This window comes from Nonomuraea longispora (assembly GCF_004348345.1).
In the GTDB taxonomy this organism is placed as follows: Bacteria; Actinomycetota; Actinomycetes; order Streptosporangiales; family Streptosporangiaceae; genus Nonomuraea; species Nonomuraea longispora.
The window spans coordinates 1-11,645 of the sequence record NZ_SMJZ01000248.1 but is presented as its reverse complement, the minus strand read 5'-3'; the positions used below and the strand labels follow the sequence as shown (position 1 = coordinate 11,645).

Genomic DNA, 11,645 nt, shown 5'->3' with positions numbered 1-11,645 from the left:
CCACCGGCTCGGCTCCTACGAGCGGCGAGCCCACCGCCACTCCCACCGCTGAGCCGCGGCCCACGCGAGCCCACGTCCCGGAGGGCTGGCGCGTGTACACGAGCGCCGCGGGCCGCTTCTCCATCGCCCTGCCCCGGCAGTGGCGGGCCCAGAAACACGCCACCAGGGACAGCGTCTCCTTCAGCCGCCCCGGCGCCACCGGCACGATGATCGTCGAGTGGACCGTCCCCGACATCCCGTGGGACGACCCGCGCGAGCACTGGATCGGCCTGGAGAAGGAGATCCTGGCGAAGGGCCTGTTCAAGAAGTACGAGCGCATCCGCATCACCCCCACCACCTTCCTCGGCAGGAAGGCCGCCGACTGGGAGTTCACCCGGGAGCGCGACGGCTCCACCATCCACGTGATCAACCGCGGGTTCCACACCGCGGACGGCCGCCCGTACGCTCTCTACTGGGAGACCACCCACGCGCGCTGGCCGCGAGACCGCCACCACTTCGCGGCGCTGGCGAGAACGTTCAGAACCCGATGACCACCAAGGAACAGGCACACTTCTGGCGGCACCCGGCGGTGCCGGGGACCGACCTGCTCAAGGCCCGCTACGTCACCCACCGCTTCTCCCGGCACGTGCACGACGGCTACGCCATCGGCGTCATCGTCGGCGGCGTCGAGGAGTTCCACTACCGCGGCACCCTGCACCGGGCAGGCACGGGCGAGCTGGTGCTGGTCAACCCCGACTCGGTGCACACCGGGCAGGCCGGCGAGCCCGGCGGGTGGGCGTACCGCATGCTCTATCCGTCGATCGACGCGCTGGCCGGGATCGCCGCCGAGCTGGGCATCCGCTGCGCGACGCCGCACTTCCCCGAGCAGGTGGTGCGCGACGACGAGGTGGCGGCTCTGCTCGGCAGGGCACACCAGGCGGCCGAGCGCGGCGACGCGCTGGCCGCCTCCACGCTGAGCCGCACACTGTTCGCCCGCCTGCTGACACGCCACGCCACGCCCAGACCGGCCGCGGCCCTGCCCGCCGAGGGCAGGCAGGCCGTGCGGGAGGCGCTCGACCTGATCCACGCCTGCCTCGTCGACCCGCCGACGCTGGACGACCTCGCCGAAGCCGTGGGGGCGCGGCCGTTCGCGCTGCTGCGGGCGTTCAAGGCGGCGACGGGCCTGCCGCCGCACGCCTACCTCAACGATCTCCGGGTACGCCAGGCGCGCCGGCTGCTGCTGGCCGGGGTACGCCCGGCGCAGGTCGCGGCGGAGGTGGGCTTCACCGACCAGGCCCACCTCAACCGGCATTTCAAGCGTGTCGTGGGCGTACCACCCGCCGCCTACCAGCGCGCCGCAGGAACGTACAAGACCGGCGCTTGTCCAGGCACCTAGCCTCGGCGGCATGGAACAGACAACACACCGTTCCGCCGCCGTGCGGGACGGCTTCGGCGTGGGCCTGGCCGTGGGGCTGTCCGGGCTCGCCTTCGGCGCCGCGGCGGTCACCGCGGGCCTGAGCGTGCCGCAGGCGTGCGTGCTGAGCCTGCTGACGTTCACCGGCGCCTCCCAGTTCGCGCTGACGGGCGCGGTGGGCGCGGGCGGCGACCTGGTGGCCGCCACTCTCGGCGCGCTGCTGCTCGGCGGCCGCAACACCCTGTACGGCCTGCGCCTGGCCGACCTGCTGAAGGTACGCGGCCCCCGCCGGCTGCTCGCCGCGCACGGCGTGATCGACGAGACCACGGCCGTCTCCCTGGCCCAGCCGACGTCCGAGTCGGCGCGCACCGGCTTCGCGGTCACGTTCGCCAGCCTCTACGTCACCTGGAACCTCACCACCCTGGCGGGCGCGTACGGCACGTCGTTCCTCGGCGACCCCGACATGCTGGGCCTGGACGTGGTGGGCCCGGCCGCGTTCCTCGCCATCCTGTGGCCCAGGCTGGCGAAGAGCACCGAGCTGCGCGTGCTGGCCGCGGCCGGGGCGGCGATCGCCCTGTGCGCCACCCCGTTCCTGGCGCCTGGCGTTCCCGTGCTGCTGGCGGCCGCGGCGGTGCTGGTGGTGATGGTCCGATGACGTTGTGGTGGGCCATCGCCGCCCTCTGCGCGGGCTGCTACGCGCTCAAGCTGGCCGGGCTGGCCGCGCCGCAACGGGTGCTGGAACATCCGGCGGTGCGCAGGTTCGCCGAGCTGGTGCCGGTGGCGCTGCTGGCGGCGCTGATCGCGGTGCAGCTGTTCACCGAGGAGGGCGGGCTGCGCTTCGACCCGGCCCGTATGGCGGGTCTCGGCGCGGCGGTGGTCGCCCTGTTGCTGCGTGCGCCGTTCCTGGTGGTCCTGGCGGCCGCGGCGGTCATTACCGCGCTTGTCCGGATTTTAACTGGGTAGTCGCCGTGCATGACCGATGCAGCGGGGATGGTCGGTGGACGGTACCGGCTCGTCAGGACGATCGGCCAGGGCGGTATGGGCACGGTGTGGCAGGCCCACGACGAGGTGCTCGGCAGAGATGTGGCCGTCAAGGAGGTGCTGCCGCCTCCCGACCTGACGGGCTCAGAGCGCGAGGTGTTCGCCGTACGCACGTTCCGCGAGGCGAGGGCCGCCGGCCGGGTGGCCCACCCGGGCGTCGCCACCGTGTACGACGTCCTGGAGGAGCGCGGGCACCCGTGGATCGTCATGCAGCTCGTACGCTCCCGCACGCTCGGCGAGGCCATTCGCGAGGACGGCCCCATGTCCCCGCTCCAGGCCGCCCGCATCGGGCTGCAGCTCCTGGAGGCGCTGCGCGCGGCCCACGCGGCGGGCGTGCTGCACCGGGACGTCAAACCGGACAACGTGCTGCTCGCCGAGGACGGCCGGGCGGTGCTGACCGACTTCGGCATCGCGACCACGGAGGACGAGGCTCCGGTCACGCGGACGGGCATCCTCATCGGCACTCCCGCTTACATGGCGCCGGAGCGCGCCGCGGGCGGCCGGGCGGGACCGGCCTCGGACCTGTGGGCGCTGGGCGTGACGCTCTATCTGGCCGTCGAGGGCAAATCTCCCTTCCAGCGGGAGAACGCCCTGGCCACGCTGGGCGCGGTGATGCACGCGGAACCCGAACCGCTGTCGCGCGCGGGGGCGCTGGCGCCCGTACTGCTGGGCCTGCTGCGCAAGAGTCCGGCCGAGCGCATGTCGCTGGAGGAGGCCGAGCATCGGCTGGCCGTGATCATCGCGGGCGAGGCCCCCGAGCCAACGGGGCCGTTCGCCGCCTCGCCCGTCGCGGAGGCGCCCCTCGGGGTCCCGGCGCGGCGCAGGCACCGGCTGCAGTTGGCCGCGATCGCGGCAGGCGCGCTGGTCGTGGGGCTCGTCACGGGCGGCGCGGCGTGGCTCTCGCACCGGCCGGGCAACGTGCCGGCGCAGCAGCGCGTACCCGCCGTGGTCACGACAACGGCCGGCGCGACGCCGACGGAGGCGCGAACGCGGGCACCGTCCGAAGCGCCGTCCGAAGCGCCTTCGGAAGCGCCGTCGGAGCCGGGGCGATCGGCGCAGGACGGCCCCGTTTCCAGGCCGGGACCGTTCTCCGAGCCGGGCGGGCGGACGCCCGCGCCGCCGGAGGCCCGCGAGAGGCCGCGAGGTTCCCGTGACGAGGAGCGGAGCCGCGTCACGAAGGCGCCCACCGAGTCCGAGGAGGAGCCGCGCGAGCAGGAGAGGACGGAGCGCCCCACCCGCACGCCCGGCCAGGTCGAGGGCTCCGGCGACGGCGAGGACCAGGCCGGCGAGGGCCAAGAGGGCCAGGAGGACCAGGAGGGCCAGGCCGGTCCTTAGGAGCGGGCCCTGGTCAGGACTCGTCGCGGACGATGTCGAGGGCCTTCTGCAGATCCGGCGGGTAGTCGGTGCCGAACGACACCCACTCGCCCGTCGCCGGGTGCTCGAACCCCAGCGCGACCGCGTGCAACCACTGCCGGGTGAGGCCCAGCCGGGCGGCGAGCGTGGGGTCGGCGCCGTAGAACAGGTCTCCGACGCACGGGTGGCGCAGCGCCGACATGTGCACCCTGATCTGGTGGGTGCGCCCGGTCTCCAGCTTGATGTCCAGCAGCGACGCCGCACGGAACGCCTCGACCGTGTCGTAGTGGGTCACCGACGGCTTGCCGCCCGCCACCACGGCGAACCTGCCGTCACCCGACGGGTGCCGGTCGATGGGCGCGTCGACGGTGCCCCTGAACGGGTCGGGATGCCCCTGCACGAGCGCGTGGTAACGCTTGTCGACCGTACGTTCCTTGAAGGCCCGCTTGAGGTGGGAGTAGGCGTGCTCGCTCTTGGCCACCACCATCGCGCCGGTGGTGTTGGCGTCGAGCCGGTGCACGATGCCCTGCCGCTCGGCCGCGCCGCTGGTGGCGATCGTGTGCCCGGCGCCCATCAGCCCGCCGATCACGGTGGGGCCCGTCCAGCCGACGGTGGGGTGGGCGGCCACCCCGATCGGCTTGTTGACCACCACGATGTCGTCGTCCTCGTGGACGATCGTCATGCCCGGCACCGGCTCGGCGACCGGCATGGGCGTGGAGACCGGCGGCGGCATCGTCACCTCGAGCCAGGCGCCCGCGTGCACGCGGTCGGACTTGGCCGGCTGCCTGCCGTCGACCAGCACCTCGCCCGCCCCGATCAGTTCGGCCGCGCGCGTGCGGGAGAAGCCGAACAGCCGTGAGAGCGCGGCGTCGAGCCGCTCGCCCTCCAGGCCGTCGGGGACGGGCAGGCTGCGCTGCTCAGTCATCCCCGGCCGCCTCCCTGGAGCCGTCGATCTGCACGTTGCGCCAGGCCAGGATCACCGCCAGGATCCCGCCGCAGACGATCGCGGAGTCGGCGATGTTGAAGACGGGGAAATAGTCGATCACGGGGAAATGCCCGGGGAGCACCTCGATGAAGTCGACGACGTGCCCCTGGAACTGCGTCGGCCGCCCGATGCCCGAGGGGTAGCGCAGGAGACGGTCGGTGAGGTTGCCGAACGCCCCGCCGAGCAGCAGGCCGAGCGTGACCGCCCAGGCCTTGCTGCCCAGCTTGCGTGCGGTGCGCACGATGGCGACCACCACGCCGGCCGCGATGATGGTGAAGATGAACGTCATCCCGGTGCCGATGCTGAAGGCGGCCCCAGGGTTGAAGATCACTCGGAACTGCAGGACGTCCTGGATGACGACCAGCGGCGGCTCGCCCTCCAGCGCGCGCAGCACCACCGTCTTGGTAATGAGATCGGCCGCGTAGATCACGGCCGCCAGCACGATGAGGACGGCGAAGAGGCGCCGGCGTGGGGTGCCTACCGGCGTTCCTCCTTCTGCTTGCACTTGACGCACAGCGTCGCCCTCGGGAACGCCTGCAGGCGTTCCTTGCCGATCGGCTTGTGGCACGATTCGCACACTCCGTAGGTCCCTGCGTCGATCCTGGCGATCGCACGTTCGTTCTGCGCGACCAGATCGCGCGCATTCAGGGTAAGGGCGATCTCGCGTTCGCGCTCGTACGTCTTCGCTCCGGCGTCCGCCTGGTCGTCGCCGGCTCCTTGGGTGACGTCTCCAGAGGCTATCTCGGACTCGTGGCGGTGGATGTCCGCGTTGAGTTCGTCGATCTCGCTCTGAAGCGTGCCGCGTACCTCGGCCAGCTCCTCGTCCGCCCACATCGACGGTGTAGCGGTCTGCGTGACTGCCGCCATGTATGCCTCCACTGCTGATCAAGGCCGTTAATGGTGCGGGCAGCTTAGGATCCGTATAACGGAACGGCAAACGACCCGCCGGACGGTTTACCTCCCCCGTACTATCCCGCCTCGCGCATTCAACTCCTCCTCAGCGGCGTCCATTCCCACAACTTTGTCGCCGTTTACGACTTCCGAACCGACATGTCGGCACATCCGTGGCCGTAGCGGGCCCCACCAGGGAAACCGGGAAGCCTTCGCCCCCACTCTGCGTTATGGTTTGAACCTGCAAGGCGTTGATGGGGCCCGAGTGTGAGGGATATCACCCCGGAGCCGCCGGAAGAACGGCTCGCACGAGCTCACTAGAACCGGCAGCAGAGCAAATGAAGAGGGCCTCGCCCACACGCGGGGCCAAGAAGGGTGGTACCGCGGAGCCGCACGGCTTCGTCCCTTCACGCCAGCCAGCCGGCCGATCAAGCGTGGAGGTCACGCCCGAGATGTCCCCAACATTCCGCTCTCTTCCCGCGCAGGTCGACCTGCCCGCGCTCGAGCGCGAGGTCCTCGACCGCTGGCGGGACGGGAAGATCTTCGAGCGGTCCGTCGAGCAGAACACCGGCAACCCCACGTGGGTCTTCTACGAGGGCCCGCCCACCGCCAACGGCCTGCCCGGCGTCCACCACGTCGAGGCGCGCGTCTTCAAGGACCTGTTCCCGCGCTACAAGTCCATGCGCGGCTTCAGCGTCCCGCGCAAGGCCGGCTGGGACTGCCACGGCCTGCCCGTCGAGGTCGGCGTCGAGCGCGAGCTGGGTCTGTCCGGCAAGAAGGACATCGAGACGTACGGCATCGCCGAGTTCAACGCCAAGTGCCGCGAGTCGGTGCTGCGTCACGTCGACGCGTTCGAGCAGCTGACCGAGCGCATGGGCTACTGGATCGACCTGTCCCAGGCCTACCGCACGATGGACCCGTCCTACATCGAGTCGGTGTGGTGGTCGCTGAAGGTCGTCTTCGACAAGGGGCTGCTGTTCCGCGACTTCCGCATCACCCCCTACTGCCCGCGCTGCGGCACCGGCCTGTCCGACCACGAGCTGGGCCAGCCCGGCGGCTACGAGACCGTCTCCAGCCCGTCGGTCTACGTCCGCATGCCCGTCACGTCCGGCCCGCTGGCCGAGCTGGGGGCGGCGCTGCTGATCTGGACCACCACGCCGTGGACGCTGGTGTCCAACACGGCGGTCGCCGTGCACCCCGACGTCACCTATGTCGCCGCCCGCACCGCCGACGGCGAGGTGCTGGTGGTGGCCGAGCCGCTGCTGGCCGTACTCGGCGAGGACGCGACCGAGGTGGCCCGCTACACCGGCCGCGAGCTGGAGCACACCGCCTACTCGCGCCCGTTCGACCTGGTCGACATCCCGGACGCCCACTACGTCGTGCTGGGCGACTACGTCACCGTCGACGACGGCACCGGCCTGGTCCACCAGGCGCCCGCGTTCGGCGCCGACGACCTCGCCGTCATCAAGCGGTACGACATGCCGATCGTCAACCCGATCGGCCCCGACGGCCGTTTCCTGGACGACGTGTCCATGGTCGGCGGGCGCTTCTTCAAGGACGCCGACGAGGAGCTGACCGACGACCTGCGCGCCCGCGGGCTGCTGTTCCGCGGCGGACACTTCGACCACAGCTACCCCCACTGCTGGCGCTGCCACACGCCACTGCTCTACTACGCGCTCCCGTCCTGGTACATCCGCACCACCGCGGTCAAGGACCAGATGCTGGCCGAGAACGCCAGGACCAACTGGTATCCCGACACCATCAAGTGGGGGCGCTTCGGCGAGTGGCTGCGCAACAACGTCGACTGGTCGCTGTCGCGCTCACGCTACTGGGGCACACCGCTGCCCCTGTGGGTGTGCTCGGCCGAGGAGTCCCACATGACGTGCGTCGGGTCGCTGCAGGAGCTGGGCGAGCTGGCCGGCCGGGACGTCTCCGCCCTCGACCCCCACCGCCCGTACGTCGACGACGTGACCTTCGCCTGCCCCGACTGCGGCGCGCCGGCCCGGCGCGTCCCCGACGTGATCGACGCCTGGTACGACTCGGGCTCCATGCCGTTCGCCCAGTGGGGCGAGCGCGGCAGGCCTGAGGGCGTCTACCCGGCGCAGTTCATCTGCGAGGCCACCGACCAGACGCGCGGCTGGTTCTACTCGCTGATGGCCGTCGGCACCCTCGTCTTCGGCCGGTCCTCCTACGAGAACGTGCTCTGCCTCGGCCTCATCCTGGCCGAGGACGGCCGCAAGATGAGCAAGCACCTCGGCAACATCCTCGAACCGATCCCGCTGATGGACCAGCACGGCGCCGACGCCCTGCGCTGGTTCATGGCCTGCTCGGGCTCGCCGTGGGCCTCGCGCCGGGTGGGGCACAACACCCTCGAGGAGATCGTCCGCAAGGTCCTGCTGACGCTCTGGAACACCGCGTCGTTCTTCACCCTGTACGCCAACGCCGAGTCCTGGTCGCCGTCCCGGCTGCGCGAGGCCGCACCGGCGGCCGAACGCCCGCTGCTCGACCGCTGGGCGCTGGCCGAACTGCACCGCACGGTGGCCGAAGTGACCGCGTCGCTCGACGACTACGACACCCAGCGGGCCGGGCGGCGGCTGGCCGACTTCCTCGACGACCTGTCCAACTGGTACGTCCGCCGCTCGCGCCGCCGCTTCTGGCAGGGAGAGCAGGACGCGTTCGCGACCCTGTACGAGTGCCTCGAAACGGTGCTGCGGCTGATGGCGCCGGTCACGCCGTTCGTCACCGACTACCTGTGGGACATCCTGCGCCCGTCGGACGCGCCCTCCTCGGTTCACCTGGCCTCGTGGCCCGACGTCCGTGACGACCTGCTCGACCCGGCGCTGTCGGAGCAGATGGCCCTGGTCCGCCGGCTCGTGGAGCTGGGCCGTTCGGCCCGCGCCTCGTCGGGCGTCAAGACCCGCCAGCCGCTCTGCCGGGCCCTGGTGGGCGCGCACGGCTGGCCGTCGCTGCCCGCCGAACTGCGCGGCCTGGTGGCCGACGAGCTCAACGTCCAGAACCTGGAGGACATGTCCGGTTTCAGCGCCGATCTGGTGTCCTACACCGTCAAGCCCAACTTCCGGGCCCTGGGCAAGCGCTTCGGCTCCCAGACCAAGCTCGTGGCCGCCGCGGTGGCCGCCGCCGACCCTGCCCACGTGGCCAGGACGCTGCGCTCGGGCTCCACGGTCACGATGGAGGCCGGCGAGCTCGGCGAGATCACGCTCGGCCCCGACGAGGTGATCGTCAACGAGCAGCCCCGCTCGGGCTGGGCGGTAGAGACCGGGGCGATCGGCACGGGCACCGGCGAGACCATCGCCCTCGACCTCGAACTCACCGACGACCTGCGCCGAGCGGGTCTGCTCCGCGAGGTCATCCGCCTGGTCCAGGAGGCCCGCAAGTCGAGCGGCCTGTCCATCACGGACCGCATAGACCTGTGGTGGACCGCGTCCTCGCCGGACCTGGCCACGGCGCTGCGGTCGGGCTGGCAGACGGTGGCGGAGGAGGTGCTGGCGACGTCGGTCACGGAGGGCACCACGGCCGACGTGCCGTCCCACACGGACGAGGACCTCGGCCTGGCCTTCCAGCTCCGCCGCAGCTGATTCGCGGCGTGGCCGGACCTCACGGGGCCCGGCCACGCCCTCTCCCCCGCCGAGTCACCCCGTACGCCCCTGCCAGAGCCCACACGGCCGCCGGGGACTCCGGGACGGCACCGGCCCTCACGGAAGTCGCACCTCACGAGCCCTGCCTCGACCACCTGATGGCGCCCACCGGCAGACTGTACGGATCTGCCTGCATCGGGGAATCCGTGACGTACGGGCAGGGCAGGCCGTCCTTGCGACGACCCAAGCCGTGCACGAAGGCCGCGGTCACCACCTTCCACCGCCCTGGTGGCTGTCGCCCCATCACCGATGACCGGCGGTTCGAGCACCGGCATCGGCGACCGTCGCCGCGATCGCGATGCCGGCTGTCCGGTCACCCGATCATGGACGAGCGGCCGATGGTCGCGCGCTCCGGGTGGGTGCTACCGGCCGGCCCGCCATCAGCCAGCCCATAACCCCGCAGCCGTGGACGTTGACGCTGGTCAGCTGACCGATTCGCGGTCGTGCTGGCAGACCGAGCAGCTCGTCAGCCCGGCCGCCTCGGCCGCGGCGACCGCCATCGTCTCCACTCCCGAGTCGCCGGCGCCTCTGATCAGCGGGCAGTCGGTGCTGTGGTAGCGCCGGGTGCCGACGATGACCTTCACCGTGTCCCCGTCGCCGCCCTCGGACGCGTCGCGGGTCCTGCCCTCCGCGCCCTCGGAAGTGGATGTGCCGGCCGGGGTCTTCGCGGACCCACCGCCGGACGGCTGGACACCCGGCCGGGCCTTGCCCTGTCCCTGGTCGCCCTGCCCTTGCTGCGGCTTGCCGGCGCTCTTCCGGGGCGTGCCGGACGGCTGCGGGCGAGCGGCCGGAGGAGCGCCCTTGGGCGTACCGGTATCGCCGGCACCGTTGGACGCACGCTCCGGGCTCGAAGTGGCCCCCTGCGCGCCGGGCTGCGAGGGGGCGCCCGTGGGCAGCGGCCCCTTCGGCTTGGCCTCCGACTCGGCAGAGGACGCGGGCCGCTCAGGAAGGATGAGGGTCTGCCCGAACGTGTCCGAAGTGTCGTCGCCCTCCGAGCCCGGACGCTTCGACGGCCCGGATGCTCCCGGACGACCTGGCGTGGCGGAGGAAGGCACACGGGGCTGCGGCGCGGTCGCGGGGCCCGCCGAATCGTCCTGCTCGGCACTGCCCGCGGCACCCTGGGGACGCTTGGCGGCGGACGGCCCGGAGCCGCCGGTGGCCCCGCTTCCCGCCCGGCCAGAACTCGGCCCGCCACTGGACTGACCGGGCTTGCCACCGACCTGACCCTGGCGTGCGGGACCCTGCCCCCGCCTCTCACCTGACTGCTGCGCACCCTGCGCAGTCTGCCCCGAAGCACCGCCGGACTGCTGCGGATGCGCGGCGGACTTCCCCGGGACGTCCGGGGTCCGCGCGGGCGCTTCCTGCTCATCGCCGGGCGACCCCGGCCGACCGGCGGGCTGCGCCGGCTTCCCTGCGGCCTGCGAGGACGTGCCCGCGGATCTCTCCTGACCGCCGGCCGACCGCCCCGACCCGGCACCGGACTGCTCGGGTGTGCGACCGGACTGGGCGGACGACGTGCCGGGCGCGGACCGACCGGAGGGCCCGGCGGACTGCCCGGACGCAGGCCGGGCAGGCGAACCAGCGGCCTGCCCGGATGCGGGCCGTCGCGACGGGCCGGCGGTCTGCGGGGACGTGGACTGGCCGGAGGGGGCGGAGGTCTTCGTAGGGGTACCTGGCGGGGTCCCGGGCTTACCGGAAGCAGGCTTGCCGGAAGCCGCATCGCCTGAAGCGGGCTTGCCGGGAGAGGCCTTGCCAGGGGAAGGCTTGCCGGGCGACGGCTCGGGCGGCGCGCTGGAAGGCGGCGTCTCGGCCCTGAGCGGGTGCGGCCGGAAAACAGAAGTCTGGGTCTCCGCCTGCTCCTCATCCGATTCGGCGGCGGAGGTGGGGGTGGAACGGCCGAACCACCCGGCGCCTTCCTCGTGGGCGGCGGCGGGCTCCGGGCTGGGGGTGGAAGCCTTCGTGTCAGGCTTCGGCGGTGCGACCGGCGGACGTAGGTCGCGGGTCTCCGCGGAGGTTTCGGCCCGGCTCTCCGCACGGACGGCGGAGCCGGGTGCGACGGCCGGCTCGGGGTCGGCGGCAGGCGGCAACTGCCGTCCGCCGAGCGCTGCGTCGGGCAAGCACGCCGTGCAGGGCGTGAAGCCCTCCTCGCGTGCCTCCTCGTGGGTGAGCTCCTCGTTGGGCCGGCCGCTGAGCTGTCGGCAGCCGGGCACGTGATATCTCTTGCGTCCCGGGATCACCAGCACGATCGCGTCCGGCGAGATGCCCGCGGCCGCGGGGCGGGGCGGGGCGGCAGCGGCGGGAACGGTCGCCGCCCGCTGCGGGGTGC

The 11,645-nt window shown here is 72.4% G+C and carries 9 protein-coding genes and 1 pseudogene; 6 read left to right on the top strand and 4 right to left on the bottom strand.

Features of this window, described 5'->3' with window-relative positions:
- From E1267_RS39030 to E1267_RS45435, 5 genes and pseudogenes are all read left to right on the top strand, one after another.
- Positions 1 to 530 (top strand): annotated as a pseudogene (locus E1267_RS39030) (hypothetical protein); the annotation flags it as partial.
- Positions 527 to 1,375, top strand: coding sequence for an AraC family transcriptional regulator (locus E1267_RS39025; protein WP_165960043.1), 849 nt, complete (start codon positions 527 to 529; stop codon positions 1,373 to 1,375). The pseudogene E1267_RS39030 and the gene E1267_RS39025, both read left to right, overlap by 4 nt.
- Before the next feature lie 10 nt (positions 1,376 to 1,385).
- A complete protein-coding gene (locus E1267_RS39020) occupies positions 1,386 to 2,048 on the top strand; it encodes an AzlC family ABC transporter permease (RefSeq protein WP_132340562.1) in 663 nt (220 codons plus the stop codon).
- The gene (locus tag E1267_RS39015; protein WP_132340560.1) at positions 2,045 to 2,356 is read left to right on the top strand and encodes an AzlD domain-containing protein; all 312 of its coding nucleotides are present in this window, start codon (positions 2,045 to 2,047) and stop codon (positions 2,354 to 2,356) included. The genes E1267_RS39020 and E1267_RS39015 overlap by 4 nt, the downstream gene beginning before the upstream one ends.
- 9 nt (positions 2,357 to 2,365) lie before the next feature.
- On the top strand, positions 2,366 to 3,769 hold the full coding sequence (locus E1267_RS45435) for a serine/threonine-protein kinase (protein WP_181957901.1): 1,404 nt from the start codon (positions 2,366 to 2,368) through the stop codon (positions 3,767 to 3,769).
- A 13-nt stretch (positions 3,770 to 3,782) separates the two neighbouring features.
- On the opposite strand, the gene E1267_RS39005 is transcribed toward E1267_RS45435, so the two are convergent.
- The 3 genes from E1267_RS39005 to E1267_RS38995 are packed head-to-tail and all read right to left on the bottom strand — an operon-like array spanning position 3,783 to position 5,639.
- A complete protein-coding gene (locus E1267_RS39005) occupies positions 3,783 to 4,712 on the bottom strand; it encodes an RluA family pseudouridine synthase (protein WP_132340558.1) in 930 nt (309 codons plus the stop codon).
- The gene (lspA, locus tag E1267_RS39000) at positions 4,705 to 5,277 is read right to left on the bottom strand and encodes a signal peptidase II (protein ID WP_281283748.1); all 573 of its coding nucleotides are present in this window, start codon (positions 5,275 to 5,277) and stop codon (positions 4,705 to 4,707) included. The genes E1267_RS39005 and lspA overlap by 8 nt, the downstream gene beginning before the upstream one ends.
- Positions 5,250 to 5,639, bottom strand: a complete 390-nt coding sequence (locus E1267_RS38995) for a TraR/DksA family transcriptional regulator (RefSeq protein ID WP_132340554.1) — start codon at positions 5,637 to 5,639, stop codon at positions 5,250 to 5,252. Before E1267_RS38995 ends, lspA begins: the two co-directional genes overlap by 28 nt.
- A 476-nt stretch (positions 5,640 to 6,115) precedes the next feature.
- Here E1267_RS38995 and ileS point away from each other — a divergent pair, with 476 nt between their 5' ends.
- The gene (ileS, locus tag E1267_RS38990; RefSeq protein ID WP_132340552.1) at positions 6,116 to 9,259 is read left to right on the top strand and encodes an isoleucine--tRNA ligase; all 3,144 of its coding nucleotides are present in this window, start codon (positions 6,116 to 6,118) and stop codon (positions 9,257 to 9,259) included.
- A gap of 482 nt (positions 9,260 to 9,741) precedes the next feature.
- On the opposite strand, the gene E1267_RS38985 is transcribed toward ileS, so the two are convergent.
- Positions 9,742 to 10,374 carry a hypothetical protein gene (locus E1267_RS38985; RefSeq protein WP_132340550.1) on the bottom strand — a complete coding sequence of 211 codons (633 nt, stop codon included), beginning with the start codon at positions 10,372 to 10,374 and terminating at the stop codon, positions 9,742 to 9,744.
- Positions 10,375 to 11,645 lie beyond the last annotated feature (1,271 nt).

Excerpts from the sequence above, each read along its gene's own strand:
- E1267_RS39005 (WP_132340558.1), bottom strand. The coding sequence starts at position 4,712 with ATGACTGAGCAGCGCAGCCTGCCCGTCCCCGACGGCCTGGAGGGCGAG.
- E1267_RS45435 (WP_181957901.1), top strand. The coding sequence starts at position 2,366 with ATGACCGATGCAGCGGGGATGGTCGGTGGACGGTACCGGCTCGTCAGG.
- E1267_RS39025 (WP_165960043.1), top strand. The coding sequence starts at position 527 with ATGACCACCAAGGAACAGGCACACTTCTGGCGGCACCCGGCGGTGCCG.
- ileS (WP_132340552.1), top strand. The coding sequence starts at position 6,116 with ATGTCCCCAACATTCCGCTCTCTTCCCGCGCAGGTCGACCTGCCCGCG.
- E1267_RS39020 (WP_132340562.1), top strand. The coding sequence starts at position 1,386 with ATGGAACAGACAACACACCGTTCCGCCGCCGTGCGGGACGGCTTCGGC.
- E1267_RS39015 (WP_132340560.1), top strand. The coding sequence starts at position 2,045 with ATGACGTTGTGGTGGGCCATCGCCGCCCTCTGCGCGGGCTGCTACGCG.
- E1267_RS38995 (WP_132340554.1), bottom strand. The coding sequence starts at position 5,639 with ATGGCGGCAGTCACGCAGACCGCTACACCGTCGATGTGGGCGGACGAG.